The organism is Micromonospora sp. MP36 (assembly GCF_008119785.1).
In the GTDB taxonomy this organism is placed as follows: Bacteria; Actinomycetota; Actinomycetes; order Mycobacteriales; family Micromonosporaceae; genus Micromonospora.
Map to the genome: position 1 here is coordinate 20,831 of NZ_VSFA01000070.1, position 16,574 is coordinate 37,404.

Annotated in this window: 6 protein-coding genes; all 6 read right to left on the bottom strand. The window is 76.4% G+C overall.

Features of this window, described 5'->3' with window-relative positions; all coding sequences use genetic code 11:
• Positions 1 to 495: 495 nt before the first annotated feature.
• Positions 496 to 2,151, bottom strand: coding sequence for a hypothetical protein (locus tag FXF52_RS30015; protein WP_148801781.1), 1,656 nt, complete (start codon positions 2,149 to 2,151; stop codon positions 496 to 498).
• Positions 2,148 to 3,947 (bottom strand): hypothetical protein, encoded by a 1,800-nt coding sequence (locus tag FXF52_RS30020; protein ID WP_148801783.1) that lies wholly within the window; start codon positions 3,945 to 3,947, stop codon positions 2,148 to 2,150. Before FXF52_RS30020 ends, FXF52_RS30015 begins: the two co-directional genes overlap by 4 nt.
• A 40-nt stretch (positions 3,948 to 3,987) precedes the next feature.
• Positions 3,988 to 5,829: a hypothetical protein gene (locus FXF52_RS30025; RefSeq protein WP_148801785.1), complete on the bottom strand. Its 1,842-nt coding sequence runs from the start codon at positions 5,827 to 5,829 to the stop codon at positions 3,988 to 3,990.
• A gap of 55 nt (positions 5,830 to 5,884) precedes the next feature.
• Positions 5,885 to 10,393, bottom strand: a complete 4,509-nt coding sequence (locus tag FXF52_RS30030; RefSeq protein ID WP_148801787.1) for a hypothetical protein — start codon at positions 10,391 to 10,393, stop codon at positions 5,885 to 5,887.
• A 76-nt stretch (positions 10,394 to 10,469) separates the two neighbouring features.
• On the bottom strand, positions 10,470 to 15,272 hold the full coding sequence (locus FXF52_RS30035; protein ID WP_148801789.1) for a hypothetical protein: 4,803 nt from the start codon (positions 15,270 to 15,272) through the stop codon (positions 10,470 to 10,472).
• 1 nt (position 15,273) lies between these two features.
• A partial coding sequence (locus tag FXF52_RS41965; RefSeq protein ID WP_222870760.1) for a DUF6603 domain-containing protein occupies positions 15,274 to 16,574 on the bottom strand: 1,301 nt, incomplete at its 5' end.

Here is a 16,574-nt window from a genome sequence, read left to right on the forward strand (position 1 = left end):
CAGGGCAAGGTCGTAGTCGACGTCGTCGCCGATCAGGGACTCCGGGTCGTCGTCCTCCTCGAAGACGGTCACCTGGTAGTCCGGGTCGACTGTGGCGGTGTCCATCACCGTGTCTCCGCTCTCCGCTCGGGCCGGCGCGGTGGCCTCCACGCCGGCGGGTCGCCGCGCCCTCGCCGGCCGCCGAGGCGTGCCGGCCGAAGGCTGCGTCCACTGTCGAAAGTCCAGGTCAGCGCGGCAAGGCATGAGTCGGCTATCGGCGACGCGGCGACCCGAGCGGCGGCCGATCCGCGCCGATCGAGCAGCGCCGCCGCCGACCGGTCGGGCCGGTGGTGGGGGATCGGTGGAGCCGGCCGCTCCGCCGGGCGGTGATGCACTGGCACGATCGGCGCGGCGGCCCACCGGTTCGGTCGGCCCGTCCGCACCGCTCGCGCCGCCGAGGGCCGCCGCCGGCTGGGCCGCCCGCGCCAGCCACGGGCCGGAGGTGGCGCGGAAGGGTCAGCGCACCAGGTCGGCGAGCGCGGCGCGCAGCGCGGTGGCCAGTTCCGCCCGGGACGGTGCCGCGCCGTTGGCCGGCAGCGCGTCCAGCACCCGGGCGGCCACCGCGTCGGCGAGCGCCGCGGTGTCGGCCGGTGAGTCGGCGGGCGCGTCGGCCGGTGAATCGGACTGGGCTGGCGAACTCGTCACGGCGTCGGTGTCGGTGCGCGGTTCGGGCAGCCGGGCCAGCGCCGCCCGTACCGGTGCCGGGTCCGCAGCCAGCCGGGCGACGGCCTCGCCGACGGTGCGGACCGTCAGGACGATCTCGTTGAGCACCGCCAGCGTGGACATGCCGCGCGGGATGCCGCCGCCGGCGTACTGCCAGGGCAGGGCGCGCAATTGGGTGGCCACCGCCGGATCCTTCAGCAGGGCGAGGAACCGCTTCGCGTCGTCGCCGCCACCGCTGCCGTCGGCCAGGCCCCAGGGTCGCTGGTCCCGTTCGGCCGCCTCGGTGGCGCGGATGCCCAGGTGCAGCCGGCCCGCGCCGGGATCGGTGCCGGCGTACGGCCGCCGGGTCCAGCCGTCGTCGGCGCGGGCGGTGCTGCCGGCGAGGATCCACTGTGCCGCCGACGGGTGGCGCTGGAACGCCGCAAGCAGCGCGGTGGTGTCGACCCCGGAGACGTCCACGTCGAGCGCGTCCACGGTGTCCCGCAGGTTGGCCCGGTGGTCGGCGTGGTGCGTCGACTCGACCACCGTGCGGCCGCTGCCCGGCCAGCGGCGGGTGAGCTCGGCGCGCAGCGTCTCCAGCGCCGGGGCGAGCCGGCGGGGCGCGGCGGCCTCGTTGGCGATCAGCTCCCGCAGCGCCTGCTGTTCGGCCGTCCGCTCGGTGAGGTCGCCCTCGTCGCGGTGGTAGTGCGACCAGACCTGGCAGCCGTTCGCCTTCGCCCAGGCGTGCATCCGCCGGTACCAGTCGGCGCAGCGGCTGCCGTCGGGGTCCAGGTCGACCGGGTAGCCGCCCGCCGTGGTGATCCGTGGATGGTTGATCTCGGCGATGCCCCACGGCTTCCCGGTGGCCCTGGCCAGCTCGACCATGACGGCGAGGGCGGCCGGCGGTTCCTCGTACGCGGCTGGGCGGAAGGGGTTGGGGGCCGTCGGGTCGTACGGGTACCAGTCGGCGAGGACCAGGTCCACCGCGCCGGCCTCGTGCTCCGGCCACCAGGTCCGCCAGTTGTTGACCCGACGGCCGGCGGCGTCGACCCGGCGTACCCATTGCAGGGTCCAGCAGACCGCGAGCCGCAACCGGCCGTCGTGCCGGGCGGGGTGGTCGCCCACCTGGGTCCGGGTGCGGGTCCACGACTTGCGGAACTCGGCCGGTGCCGGGTCGCCGCCGCTCTGCTGCTCCGGTTCGTGGTGCGGGACCAGGATCAGCCGGCCGGTCCGGCCGGTGGCCTGCCAGGCGGCGACGAACGCGGCGGCGTCCACGTCCGGGTCCTTGTGCGAGACGATGACGTCGGCGGCGGCGGGCACCTGGGCCAGCCGCTGCCGCTGGTCGGTCCAGGCCGACGCGGGCAGCCCGTCGCCGGGCCCGAAGAAGATCCGCACACAGCTGGTCCCCGGGTACGCGGTGAGCAGCCCGGGCACGGTGCGGGTGCCCGGGCACCAGCCGGTGGGCATCATGCGGGTACCTCGACGGCCAGCGGCTCCAGGTCGGCGCGGACCGCCTTGACCTCCCAGTAGAAGGCGTGCGAGGCGGGCGACCCGTCGACGGTGTGGACCCGGAACGCGCCGTCGCGGACCCGGCCGGCGGCGAGCGGGGAGACCGGCTCGTCGTCGTCGAAGACCGGGGTGAGCTGGACGGTCCGGTCCTCGGGGCGGGTCAGCGCCTCGAAGTACGCGGGCAGCTCCACCGTGGCCACACCGCCGGAGAGCCGGCCCTCGCCCCGGTAGTAGACGCCGTTCTCCGGCCCCTCGATCGCGGCGTGGATGAGCTGCCGGCGCTGGGTGGCGTCCGGCGGGTCCAGCGGGTGGTCGATGGCGAACTGCTTGGACTTGCCCTTGATGACGCCGCTGCCGGCGTTCAGGCTGATCGTGTAGCCGCTGGACTCGCTGAGGCCGAGGTAGATGGCGCCGGAGGCGAACAGGTCCCAGGTGCTGATGCCGCCGCCGCTCCACGAGGCCAGCGGCGGCGTCGCCGGGCCGACCATGAGCTTGCCGGTCACGGTCATGTCGCCACCGAAGGAGCTGCGGTTCTGCACGAAGAGACAGCCGCTGTCGTTGCCGGCGACGCCACCGAACCCGATGTGCACGCCGGCGGCGTTGAGCAGGTACAGCCGTTCCGGGCCGCCGATGTGCAGCCGGGTGCCGCCGTTGATCCAGCTCCAGTTCGGCAGGGTGAGGTTGCCGTTCACCCACGCGTTGCCCTGGACGGTCAGGTCCCCGTTCCCGCTGCCGTCCTTGACCACGGTGACCCCGCCGCTGGCCCGGACCGCGAAGTTGCCCTCGGCGGTCAGCGACAGGCCGCCACGCCCGCGCAGGCTGCTCGCGCGCAGCTCCCGCACGCCCAGGTCGGCGTACGGCTTGCTGCCCTCGGCGTAGCTGAGGTTCGGCCCGTCGGCGCTGCGGTCGACTAGCTCGAAGCCCTTGCCGGCCCGGAACGACAGCTGGGCGTGCTGCACGCCCGGACCCCAGAAGCCGAGCGCGGTGACCACCTGCCCGGCGCTCACCAGGGTGCCCTCCATGCTGCCCAGGTGCAGCATCCCGCCGCCGATGCGCAGCCGGTCGGCGCCGTACTGGGTGAACGCGATCAGGTCGTCGGGGTCGTTGTTGTTGGCGATCCGCAGGATCGTGTTCTCCCCGCTGTACGGCCAGTAGCGGATGAACGCCTCGTCACCCGAGCCGCCGCCCGGGTCGGTGGGGAAGGTGATGCCGGCCTGGGACCCGCCGCCGACGGCCGGCACGATCGCGCCGACCGGCACCCGTAGCCCGGCGACCTGCCGGCCGGTGCCCTGCACGGTCACCGTGCCGCCGGTCCGGGTCACCTTGCCCAGCAGCACCGCGTGCGCGGCGTCGGGCGGGGCGGTCGCGCTGACCTTGACCAGCCCCTCCTCCGTCCACCGGGTCTCCGCGGCGACCCCGCCCTCGTCGCGCGGGTCGGACAGGAATTCGTGGTACTCCACCCAGACGAAGAAGGTGCCGTCGCCGGGCAGCGCGGTGCGCCGGCTCTCCGGCAGCACGATCACGATGCCGTCGCCGTCGATCGCGACGCCCTGGCCGACGGTCACGTCGCTGCCGGTGGCGGTCAGCTCGAGCCCGCTGACCACGCCCATCGGCCGCAGCAGCCGGGCGGCCAGGTTCTGCCGGGCCAGCAGATAGTCCAACGCCTGGGTGAGGTCGTCGGCGCGCAGGTACTCGTAGTCGTAGTACCGGGGCCGCGCCATCGGCAGCGGCAGGTCCTTCTTCCAGATGATCGTCATGCGTGTTCTCCGCTGTCTGTGGTCGGTCGCGGGCGGGTGGTCAGCGCGGTTGGACGGTGTCGTAGCGCAGGCCGCTGGAGATCTCGCCGGCGCCGACGTGCCGGGCGCGGCCGAGCCAGAGGTGCACCGAGCCGTCGGTCCACCGGGCCAGCTGCCACTGCCGCAGCACCCGGCTGCCGGCGCGCGGGACCTCCTCCTCCGGGAAGGCCAGCTCGACCAGCCGCCCGTCCCGCTCGCGCCAGTCGAGCAGCCGGCTGTAGCCGGTCACCGCGACCGGCTCCCCGTCGCGGCTGGGCTGTTGCAGGGGCACCCGGCGCAGCCGGACCACGTCGGGGCGGTCCTGGGTCGGGCCGGGCAGCAGCGGCACCCAGTTCTCCGGCACGGTGGTGGCGAAGGCGTACGACAGCGCGGGCACCTCCGCGTCGGCGGCGACCGGTGGGCGCGGCGACACGGCCGCCCGGCCGACCTGGGCGGTGCGGTCGATCGGCCGGCCGGTGACGCCGGTGACCGTGCGTTCGACGGCCCAGGCCAGGTTGGCCGTCTCGTCCCGGCCGAGGCGGACCTCCTCCACCGGGGCGGAGTCGAGGGTGGCGGCGGCGGTCGCCGGCAGGACCAGCACGTCGGTCGCCCCACGCCCGTCGGCGGCGGCGGGCCGGAACAGGGCGGTGGACTCCGGGGCGGCGGGCACCAGCGTCTGCCCGCCGAACGTGTCGGTGACCAGCAGCGAGCGGATCCGGGTGGCCGAGCCGACCGGCAGCTCCAGCGGCAGCAGGAAGTGGTCGTTGGCGTAGACCAGGCCGTACTCCACCACGAACATCCGGGCCAGATCGCCGGCCCCGGCACCGATGCCGGCCAGGTTGACCTGGGCGTCCTCCAGCTCCCAGAACCGGGTTGATGGCATGCCGGCGTACGCGACCGGGCTGGGCAGCAGCACCTTCACCACGTCGTCGACGGCCTTGCGCGCCTCCAGCGTGGTGCCCGGCTCGTGGTCGAAGTGGTACCAGTCCAGCCGGTTCCCGTCGTACTCGTGCGCGGTGAGCACCAGCTCGGCCTGGCCGTCGTGCGCGGCGACGGCCGCCTCGTACTCCATCCGCTCCCGGCGCCACGCCGACCCTTCCAGCCCGGGGGCGCTGAACAGCGGGGTGAAGTCGGCCGGCGGCCACGGCGGCGCGGCCGGCCGGGAGCTGCCGGGCGCCAGCACCGCCGGCAGTTGCAGCAGGTAGCCGGGGGGTGGTCCGGCGGGCCGGGGTGGCGCGCCCAGCCAGGCCAGCCAGTCCGCGACGGCCCTGTTGACGGCGGCGACCAGGTCGTCGGGCACCTGCACCTCGCGGATGAACCGGCCCTCCGCCCAGGCGCGCAGCGCCAACCCTCCGTGCGGCACCCGGCCGGCGGCGATGCGCAGGTAGCCGACCGTCGCCGGGTCGGCCGCCGAGGCGCCGTCCGGCGGGGTGGCCGGTACCCGGTAGGTGTCGCACAGCCGGGGTGCCAGCCCGCCGGCGTGGGCGTCGGCGAGCAGCCGCAGCAGTTGCTGCCCGCTCTCCACGGCGAAGCGCAGGTCATCGGCGGTCGCGGCGACCTCCCGTTCCACCAGCGCCTCCCACGGCACGCCGGCGGGCAACCCCACCGCCCCGGCGGCCGGGCCGGGCCGGTAGCGGGTGAAGCGGGCAACCTCGGCGTGCACCCGGGCGGCGACCGGGGAGCCGGCGTCCTCGCCGGTGAACTCCCCGAGCTGCCACTGCCGGGCGAGCAGCCACAGCGGATCGGCGATCCGGGCGTCCACGGCCGGCGCGAGATCCGCCCGGCGGGTACGCGGTTCCAGCCGGGTCCAGGTGGTCACCGACGGCGGCTCGGTCTCGGTCAGCGGCTGCTCGACGGTGGTCACAGTGCATCTCCTGTTCGCGACTGTGGGGCTCGCAGGCCCGGCTCACTCCTCGCGCTCACGGGGCCACCTGTCCGCCCTGCGGCGTCAGCGTCGCGTCCGGCACGAAGTCGGTGGTGGTCGTGGCCTCGGCGACGTTGGTCGGGAAGTAGAGGGCGGGCAGGAACTGCCCGGCCGCGCCGAGGGAATCCAGGTCCACGGCCCGGGCCAGGGCCAGGTCCAGGGCCTCCTCCAGCACCTGGGCGAGGCTGGCCGGCTGCCAGCTCGTCGCCCCCTGCGGCGCCAGCCCCAGCAGCACCGCCTGCGGGGCGGCGGCGCCGGGCGCGTCGTACTCGAAGGTGAGCCCGGTCTGCACCCGCTGGGCCGGCACCACCTCGGTCCATTCGTCGACCACCAGGCCCTGCACGGGGCGGTTAGGGTCGATGTCCCCGGGGGCGACCACCACCAGGGACAGTGGGTCCGTGGTCGCCTTCGGGGCGGCCTCGCCGACCCATCGGTCGCCGGGCGCATACGGCAGCTGAGCCACCCGGACGGTGGCGGGCACCTTCACCACGCCGCCGGCGTCGAGCGCGTCCGCCGTGGTGAGCACCTCCTGCAGCCGGCCCACCGCCGGGCGGACCCGGCCGTAGCGGGACAGCCAGCGGCGTACCGGATGAGGTGAGCCGCCCTGGAGTGCGTCGCTGGCCGCGAGCGCGGCGGCGAGCTGCGCCGGCTGCGGCGCGGTGGCCTTGGGGAACACCGGCATGTCCGGGCCGAGCAGGGCCCGCAGCCGGGCGATCTGTGCCTCCCGGCGGCGGGCCGGCGGCGCGTCGGGCCGATCGAAGTCGGTGGCCGGGTCGCACGTGCAGTCGCCGGGCGGGCACGGCGGGTGGTCGTGCAGCTCGCCGATCACCCGGCAGTGCGCGGCGAGCCGGCGGTCCAGCTCGAACCGGGCGGTGACCGCGGTGTCGGCGACCGCACCGGCGGCGCCCGGACGCGCCGGCGGCGGCACCGCGCCGACCACGCCGAGGCCGGCGGCGACGGTGAGCAGGTTCCGGGCCGCGGTCTCGTCCCAGCCGGGGGCCGGCTCGGCGGGCAGCGCGGCCAGCCCGGTGGCGATCCGCCGGGCCGCCTGCCAGGTCTCGTCGGCCTGTGCCCGGGTGCTCTCGTCCATCTGCGGCGGGACCGACGGGTCGGCGCCGAGGTCGGCGGCGACCACCGGCCGGGACCGGCCGTGCAGGTCGCGCAGGACGTTCACCGCGTGCAGGAACTCGGCGAGGCTGACCCGCTCCAGCGGCCAGTCGGGCGCCCGGTCGTAGTCCAGTTCCAGCGTCCAGTCGTCACCGACCTCGGCCGGCCGCAGCGGCCCCCAGGCGTCCAGCGCGATCCGCCGGTCCAGCTCGGCGTCGTCCGGCCGGCCGGGGTGCGGCGGCGCGGCGAGCAGGTCCACCGCCGGCGTCTGCATCCGGTCCAGGCTCGCCGGCCGCCAGACGGTGGCGGTGACCCCGTCCGGGGCGTGCCAGCGGTAGCGCCAGAACACCCGGAACGAGGGCGGCAGCAGCACGGAGGTGAGTTCGTCCACGGCGGCCCCGGCCATGCGCGGGTGCTCGCCGCGGGCCGCCGGCCAGTCCCGGCGGAGCTGGGCGAAGCGGGTGTCGTCGTTGACCAGCAGCAGCACCCGGTGGGTGAGCGTGGCCCCGGTGACCGGGGTCCGGGTGACGTGCAGCTCGGGCGGGTTGGTGGCCGCCCCCGAGGCGGCGTCCACGGCCGCCGCCGCCCGGTTCATGTCGCCCAGGGCGAGCTGATGCACGCTCTCGGCGAGCAGGGTGTCGGCCACCGCGTCGACCGCGTCGGCCAGTTCGGCGAGGACCTCCGTGACGGCGGCGCGTTCGGCGGCCGGCCGGTTGCGCAGCCACTGGTCCAGCTGGCCGGCCTGGTACAGCCGGTGCAGCTCCAGCCCGTCCACCGTCGCGGTCGACTCGACGGTGGCGGCGATCCTGGTGCGGCCGTCGTCGGTCGGATCCACCCGGTGCGCGCGGACCGGGGCCAGCGCGCGGAACGCCGGCAGGAGTTGGTCCCACGGGCCGGCCGGGTGGTCGTGCAGGCCGCGTTCGAAGCGGTAGCCGAGCAGCGCGCCGAGGCTCTGCCCGGCGCGTACCCCGTCGAGGAGCTGCTCGGCGAGGCGGACCCGGCGGGAGGACAGCTCCACGGCGAGCGCCGGCTCCCCGCCGTGCGTCCGCGAGGCGCTGCGCAGCACCGCGGCGGTCACCGCCTGGGCCGGCGAAGGGGCGTGCACGTGCCCGGCCCCGGTCGGGGCGAGGGGCAGCTTCGGCGGCGCCACCGACTCCGGGATGTCCGCCGGACGGTCCACCATGGTGGGCTTCCCGGCGGGCGCGAGATCGACCAGCCAGCCGTAGCCGCCCACGTGCACCCCGGGCGCCGGGCCGGCGGTGAGCTGGGCGAGCCGCCGGGTGGCCAGCGAGGTGATCCAGGCGTCCAGCCGGTGGCTGGCCAACCCGAGCGTCCCCGCCACATGCCGTTCCAGGTCGGCGACGGGCAGCCCGGCGTCGAGCGCGTCGCGCAGCCCGGCCAGCGCGGCACGGAAGGGCCGCAGGTCGGCGGTGGCGCGGACCTGTCGGGCGTCGTCCGACGTGCCGGCCAGGTGGCCACCGACGGTGGTCGTGGTGCCCGGCACCTGCACGGCCAGCCGCCGCCGCAGCACCCCGGTACGGTCGTGCGGGCGGATGTCCACCAGCTCCGGCTCGGGGATCTCCGCCGCCGCCGGCAGCCCCGCCTCGGCGGCGAAGGCGTCTGCGGCGGCCGAGTGTTCGGCGATCAGGGCGGCCCGCAGCAGCCGGTGGAACAGCGGCACCGGCCCGTCGCCGGGGCTGACCGGGACCGCGTCGCCGCGCAGCCCGACCGCGGCCAGCGCGTCCAGGTAGGCCCGGACCCGATCGGCCCTGGGTCGTCCGGGCCCGTCGAGCAGCGGGGTGCCCAGCGCGTACGCCTGCTTGGCGAAGACCGCCAGGGACAGCCGCGGGTCGGTGGCGTCGCCCAGCCCGACGGCGGCCAGCAGGTCCCGGGCCGGTTCCACCACCTGCTCCCGCCAGTCCGGCCCGAGGCCGAGCCGGGCGAAGCGCCACAGCCAGCTGACGTACTCGTTGCCGAGCATGCTGCGGGCCCGGAGCTCCAGCACCCGGGCGTCGGTGGCGAGGATCTCCAGCAGGGTGCCCTCGGGGTCGGGCAGTCCCGGCACGATCCGCTTCATGGGCGACGGCAGCCAGACCTTCCGCCACAGGTTGTTCAGCAGCGCCACCGCCTTCGCCTCGCCCGGCCCGGCCGGCTGCCAGTCGCGCAGGCTCGCCACCGGCAGCAGCCCGTACGGCTGCCGGCCGACCCGCAGCGTCGGCAGCGGGCCCTCGGCGTGCACCTGCTCGACGAAGTGCGCGCGTACCGCGGCCTGCTCGGCCGGGGTGGCCACCGGCAGCAGATGCCGCAGCAGGCCGCCGAAGCTGGCCGGCCAGAGCGCCCGGCGGACCAGCCGTCCGGTGGGCCGGTCGACGGCGCTGGCGCCGGTGCCCCGGGCCAGCGCGGTCGGCGCGCCGGTGCGGGCCGGCCGCCGGCGGGCGGCGGCGAGCGCGTCGTTCGGCGCCGCGGTCAGCGGCACGCCGAGCGCGGTGGCGACCAGGGCGGCGGCGGCCTCCGGGGCAACCCCGGCGGCGCTGTCCGCGGTGGACACCGGCGCCACGGTCGGGGTGGCCGCCGGGGTGTCCGTGCCGGTGTTGTTGGTGGGGGTGTCCGGGGCGAGGAAGGCCAGCCCGTCGGTGGCGGCGTGCGCCTCCAGCAGCCGGCTCAGCGCCTGAGCGGAGGCGGCCGGGCCGGTGACGCTGTTCAGCCCGAACACCAGTAGCCGCTCCACCCGCTCCGGCTCGCCCTTGTTGTTTACGGGCACGGTGACGGTGAGCGCCATGCCGGCGGCGACGGCGGTGGCGAAGTCGACGGTCCAGCGCATCCCGTCGTCGACCGGGGGAGCCTCGGGGGAGAGGCGCGCGATGCTGCTGTCGCCGCTGAGCACCGGGCTGGGGCCGACCGGCAGGTCGGGGGTGACCGTGGTGGACGTGCCGGTGAACAGTTTGCCGCTGCTGGTGCGGCCGACCGCGTACCACTGGGTGGGCAGCAGCCGGGCCCGGGCCGGCTCGCACCACGGGCCGGGGCGGGTCAGCGGGTCGGGGAAGACCCCGCCGGCCGGTTCCAGCACCCGCGCGATCCAGGCGGCGCGGGGCGCCCCGAAGCGGCGGACCAGGTCGCTCCAGGCCGCCTCGTCGGGGGTGTCGGTCAGCCCGCCCGGGCGTCCCTCCCCCCAGTACGCCCGCCCGGCGGCAATCTCCTCGGCGGTCAGCCCGGGCTCGTGGTCGTCGACGTGGATCTGGTCGGGGTAGACGCGGATCTTCAGGGTGGTGCCGGCGAACCGGGTCTCCAGGCGTACCGGCAGCATGACCGCCGGGGCGGTGGCGGTCAGCGCCCACGGGGTGCCGGTGAGCACGCCGGACAGCGGCGGCCGGTCGGCGTACGACGACGAGGTGCTCATGCCGTCACCTCGCTCCGCTCGGCGCCGGCATGAGGCACCTCCGCGCTGTGCTGATGATTCGCTCGCTGACGCTCGCTCATGGCTGGCTCTCCGGCGGGGGTAGCAGGTCGCTGGCGTGGCGGGCCAGGAGGACGGGGCGTTGCAGGAGCGCGAGGGCGGTGTCGGCGGCGTTGCCGTCCTGCCGGGCGGCGAAGACCACCGCGTCCGGCGGCGGCGGGTCGCCGGTGAGGTCCACCCCGAAGCGGGACGCGGTCGGCTGTTCGCGGAGCACGAAGAAGTGCCCGGCCGGCCCGTCGGCCTGGCGGCCGGCGCCCCGCGCCACCTCGGCCGGGTAGGGGAAGCCGAACAGCAGCAGGTCGGGGGAGAGCCAGGCGTTGAAGATGGGCAGCACGTCCGGCCCGGTCGGGGTGCGCTCCTCCGCGCCGGTCCAGCTCGCGGCCCGCATGGTGACGATGGTGGACGGGTAGCGGCGCAGCAGCTCGCCCCGGATGACCAGCACCAGCGACTGTTCGCCGGGCGCGCCGACGGCGGTCAGGTGGGTGCCGAGCGGCCCGTTGCGCCAGGCCGGGTCGGTCAGCGGCGGGATGTCGGTCAGCGGCGCGCCGGCCGACACGGCGCCGCGTACGTCCCAGAACTGCCGGAACCAGGTCTGCTTCGGGTCGGCGGGGAACTCCCGCCACAGCATCTCCCGGCTCATCTCGTGGTTGAGCCCGACCAGGAACGCCTCGATGAACCGGGGGTTGGCGGCCAGCGCGGTCATCGTCTCCGGTGCCACCGCCGGTAGGTTCGGCACCACGTGCTCCTGGGAGAGCCCACGCAGCAGCTCGTAGGCGGGCACGTCGAAGGTGACCCCGGCGAGCAGCCGGCGCAGCGGGTCGCCGCTGTCCGGCAGGGCGTCGACCAGGTCGCCGCCGCCCAGGGTGAGCCCGGCCAGCACCTCGCCGGCCACCGCGGTCTCCGGGCGTACCGTCTCGCGCACCGCCGCGGCCGCACTGGCCACGTCCACCGGGGCGGGCCGGTGGTCCCGGGCCAGTGCCTGGGCGGGGGCGAGCCGGCCCTGGTGGCGCGCGGCGGCGCCCATGAAGTCGTCACCCATCTTCGCCCGGTCGGCGACCAGGTCGGCGCGCAGGTCGGCCACGGCCACCGTGCAGCCTCGGGCGGCGCCGGCGTCGGCGGCGCCGGTCAGCGTGACCGCCGGGGCCCACTGCACCGGGACGCCGTCCGGGTCGAGGTCGAAGGCGGCCCGGTAGGTGATGGTCCCGCCGGTGCGCCGGGCGACCACCAGGTCCGGCCGGCGGGTGCCGGTGATGTCGGCCACCACCACGCCCGCCGCCTCGGCGCTGGCCGTCGCCACCTCGTCCCGCACCGGCTGGGGTGCGGTCCATCCGCCGACCACCCGGCCGCGCCGGTTGAGCTCCCGCCCGGTGAGGTAGCGGGCCACCGCCGTGCCGCCGACCGTGCCGACGGCGAAGACCAGCAGGTCGGGCACCTGGTCACCGGTCATGTCCACCACGTCGATGCCGACCGAGGTGATCCGGTCGAGCTGCATGGGGGTGGGCAGCGAATCGGTCCAGCCGTTGCTGACCGCGCCGGCCTCGTCGAGCCGCCAGCCGATCCGGTAGAGCACCCGGTTGTTGGCGCCGCCGGCCCGGTTCAGCGCGTACGCGACGACCAGCTCGGGGCGACCGTCGCCGTCCAGGTCGGCCAGTGCCACGTCGAGCCCGGCCGCGTTTCCGCTGACCGGGTCGGGCAGCTCGTACGGGCCGGTCCAGCCGCCGGTCGCCGTCCCGTTCGCGCTGGCGTCCCGGCCCACCCAGTAGGCGAGCCGGCAGGTGCCGGCCACCGTGCCCGGCAGCAGCGCGGCGGTGACCAGGGTGGGCCGGCCGGTCGGCAGGACGGTGCCCAGCGTGGTGGCGGTGGCCAGGGCGACCGCCGGGATCGCCGGCCCGTCCACCGCGGCGGTCAGCGCCGGCTCCTGCACCGCACCGTTTTCGCCGAGGTTGTGGGCGACCTGGGTCCGGGGCCGGCTGCCGGTGCCCTGGGTGACCGTGTGGGTGAAGACCAGCGAGGAGAGCAGCCCCACCTTCGGCGCGAACCGCACGTCGGCCGGGGCGGGGGCGTCGACCGGCCCGGCGCCGCGCGGGTCGGCCGGCGTGCCGTGATCGAGCCAACCGGACGGGCGCGGGTATGCCCAGCGGTACGAGGTGAGCCGGCCGTCGGCGGTGACCGCGAAGAGTTCCCCGTCGCGCGAGTCGCCGACCAGTGGCCCGGGCCGGTGCGCGCCGAACCCGCCGGCCGGGACCTGCGTGGTCTCCGCGCGCCATCCCCAGAGGTAGCGCTCCTGCACGTCGTGGTACCAGAGGTAGCGGGTCATCAGGCGGACGTCGGCGGGGCCGGCGGCGAGGGTGACGATGCCCAACTCCTCGTCGTTGCCGAACGGTGCCGCCTGCTGCGCCAGCGACACCACCCGGCGGCCGTCCGGCGCCGGGTCGTGCAGGTACGTCGACCCGTCGCCGTACAGGGACACCAGCCGCCCGTCCGGCGTGACGTACTCGATGCCGTACTGGCCGTTGGGGTAGCGGTGCTCCGCGGCCGGAGAGCCCCAGACGGCCGGCCCGCCGAACGACCGCCACTGCCCGTTGTGGGCGAACAGCCGGTTGGCGCTGGTGGCGACCAGCACGCCGACGAACGACGGCCGGGGCGTGCCCCAGAGTCGTTCGTTGCCGCCGACGGGGGTGCCCAGCGAGGTCCAGGAACGGCCCGTCGGATCGAAGCGCCACAGCGCCCCGTCGCCGCCGAGCACGTACAGCAGCGAGCCGCCGGCCGCCGGGCGGCTGTGCACTCCGCCGGTCGGGGCGCCGCAGTCGGCCCACACCCAGCGGTCGCCGTCCCAGCTCCGCTCGAACAGCCGGCTGTCCCGGGTCCGCACGTACACCCGGCCGGGGGACAGGACGGCGCCGGAGGTCGCCACGGTGGTGCCCGGCGGGGTGCCGTGGTCCCGCCAGACCCAGTTGTCCGGGCCGAGCCGGCGCCGCTCGAACAGCCGGCCGTCGGCCGCCCCGACGAAGAACCGGTCGCCGGTGAGCAGGTCACCGCCGTTGGTGACGACCCGGGTGACCGGGTCGTCGGCGGCCAGCGCGACGCTGCCGGTCGCCGCGGCCCGCAGCCCGGTGGTCCCGGTGCGCCACCAGCCGTTCGCGGCGGCCTGCTCGATCACCGCGCGGGTCAGGTCGCCCACGCCGCGGCCGTCGCTGACCAGGTTGTCCAGGACCGTGCCGCCCTTCGGCACCCGGGCGGGCGGTACCGCGCTGGCGCCGCCGGCCAGCCGGGCCAGCGCGGCCGTCCCGGCGTCGGCGTCCACCCGGCGGGCCAGCGGGCCGCGGGCGCGCAGCAGCCGGCGGACCGGCGCCGAGGTCGCCGCCTTCGCGCCCGGGTTGTCCGCCAACTGCTGGTCCAGCGGGTCTGCGGTGCCGACGGCGAGGCCGCGGGTCGGCATCTCGACCAGGTCGTGCACCGGTTGGGTCAGGGCCACCAGACGGTCGTCGTCGACCGCCGCGCCGGGGGTGTCGGGGTCGACCCGGCGGGCGTACAGGGCGGTGGCCGTGTCCCGGGCCGCCTGGCCCCGGCGCAGCTGCTCGTTGGCCTCGCGGATCTCGGCGGCCCGCTGCCAGGCCGCCGCCGCCAGGTCCTCCTGATGCCGCTGCACCACCTGGGTGCCGAGCGCGGCCGCCGCGCGGTAGCGGGGGTCCAGGTTGAGTCCGGCCAGCCAGCGCGGTTCGGCGCCGGGGGCGGGCAGCTGGGTCTCCTGGCTGTGGATGTCGCCGTACAGCGGCGGGGTGAGCCGGTCCGCCGCGTGCCGCAGCAGCCCGGTCAGGGCGGTCTGCCAGGCGGTGCGGACGTCCTCGGCCCAGCTGGTCGGGGTCATCCCGGGCGCGGCGAGGGCGCCCTCGAAGCCCAGCACCGAGCGGCCCTCGACACCGTCGTCGGGTTGCGGCGGCAGGCCGCCGCCGGGTGCGGCGATGTCCACCGGCTGCCGGCCGACGTCGGGCGGCAGCGGTCGGGCCCGCAGCCGGCGGGCGAGTGACTCGAAGTCGCCGTCCGGCCCGGTGCGGAACGTCCAGTGGTGGTAGACGGGCAACAGCACCGGGTCGTCCGGCCCGACGTGCGCCGACCCGGGTCCCCAGGCGGGTGCGAGCGGACCGGCGTCGTCGACCGGCTCGCCGAGGCCGGCGCGGACCCCGGCCTCGAAGGCGGGGACCACGGCGGCCAGGTAGTCGGCGCCGGCGGCGAGCCGGCGCGGGCAGAGCAGCCGGGACAGGGTACGTTCCGGCGCACCGGCGATCACCGCGGCGACGTCCTCGGTCTCGGCGGTGACCAGCACCTGGGCGTGCGCCCAGGCCCACGAGTCGGCCAGGACGGGCAGTTGCCGCACGGTGGTGGCGAGCCGGGGCAGCGCCTGGCCCGCCTCGGTCCGCAGCTCTCCGCCGCCGTCGACGGGCACCACGACCAGGACCAGCCAGGGGCGCAGGGCGCCCCGGGCGTCGGGCTTGGCCGGGGTGTAGAGCCAGGGCAGGTCGGGCCGGTCGAACTCGACCGCGGCCAGCAGGGACACCTCGACGTTCTCCGCGCCCGGCGCCGGGTAGCTGCGGATGATCTCCTGCGGGTCGATGCCGACCACGTCGCCCGGGCCGTGCAGCAGCGCCGTCGAGGTACCGACTATCTCCTGGGTCTCGCCGGTGGCGGTCTCGGTGCCCAGGGCGGTGACGTGGAGGCTGACGGTGGCCCGGGCGTGCGGCAGGGCCCCGGCCAACGGGTCGGTGTCGGCGACGACGCGGGTGACGCCGTCGCGTACCCAGGGCAGGAAACGCAGGCCACCCATGTCAGCAGACCTCCAGTTCGGCGGGGACGATCCGGGGCTGCGGCACCCGCACCCGGGGGCGGCGTAGCGTCCCGGCGCGCCGGGACGGGGACCGTGTGGTGTCGACGCCGCGGCGCGGCGTGGGGATCGGGCCGGCGTCCGTCGTCCGCTCCGCGCGGCGGGGCGCGGGAACGGTCAGACCGGCGTCGCCGGGGCCGGCGTCGGCCAGGGTGAACGCCGGGCCGGTGAAGCGGGCCGGGCCGGCGCGGCGGCTGCCGGCGAACGCGGCCGGCGAGGTGGCCGCGAACCGGGCCAGCAGGTCGCCGCCGCCCGCCGCGGTCAGGCGCCGCGCCGCGGGCAGCGGCCGCCCGGCCGCGTCCGGGTCGTCGATGATGATCCGGTCGTACGCCGAGTCGTCGCTGAGCGCGGCGAAGGTGGTCAACTCGGCCGGGGGCAGCGCGGTGCCGTCGGGCAGCGCCACGGTGCGGCCCGCCGCGAGGCGGACGAATCCGGGGGTGGTGAGCTGCTCCTCGGGCGACAGGTCGCGGAACTGGCCGGGGGCGAAGTCGTCCTCGACCGGCTCGCCGAGCTGGCCGGCGAGCTCGTCGTCGCCGGCGCCGACGGTCACCCCGGTGAGGGTGAACCGGTTCGCGCCACTGATCTTGGAGGTGCCCAGCCGGGACAGGTCGGTGTCCAGCGGCAGCACGTTCTCCCGCACCGCGAGCAGGGCGCCGGGTTGCAGCAGCATCGGTCCGGCCCAGCCGGTCAGGTCGCGCAGGGTCACCGGTTCCCCGGCGGTGAGCGCGGGCCGGACCTCCCAGGCGTCCGGGGCGTTCAGCGCCCGCTGCAGCGCCTCGGCCGCGCTGACGTACGTGGGCTCGTCGGTGGCGGCGGTGTCCCCGTCGGTCCAGGTGAAGTGCGCCGACACCTCCCAGAACAGGAACTTGATCCGGGCCTCGCCCCAGGCCCGCCACGGCTTGGGCCCGCTGACGCCGATCAGCAGGTTGACCGCCAGCAGTTCGGTGTCCTTGTACTTCAGCGACACCGTCGCGCCGATCTCGGCGGTGAACCAGAACGGCTTGAACTGGAACATCACGTCCAGCCAGGCCCGGCCGTCGATGACGAACCCGCCGGCCTCGAAATGCAGCTTCAGCTCGGCCCCGAACTGTGCGGTGTTGCTGGTGACGGCGAGGTACGCGGTCAGGTCCAGGCCCTTGCCGGACTTCGACAGGGCGATGCTGAACCGCTTGACCGGCGGGAAACCGGGCGGGGCGATGAACTTGGGATGGAAGCCGCCGATCGACAGGGCGAACGCCTTGCCCT

Coding starts and splice junctions, on each gene's coding strand:
- FXF52_RS30020 (WP_148801783.1), bottom strand. CDS start 3,947: ATGACGATCATCTGGAAGAAGGACCTGCCGCTGCCGATGGCGCGGCCC.
- FXF52_RS30030 (WP_148801787.1), bottom strand. CDS start 10,393: ATGAGCACCTCGTCGTCGTACGCCGACCGGCCGCCGCTGTCCGGCGTG.
- FXF52_RS30015 (WP_148801781.1), bottom strand. CDS start 2,151: ATGATGCCCACCGGCTGGTGCCCGGGCACCCGCACCGTGCCCGGGCTG.
- FXF52_RS30035 (WP_148801789.1), bottom strand. CDS start 15,272: ATGGGTGGCCTGCGTTTCCTGCCCTGGGTACGCGACGGCGTCACCCGC.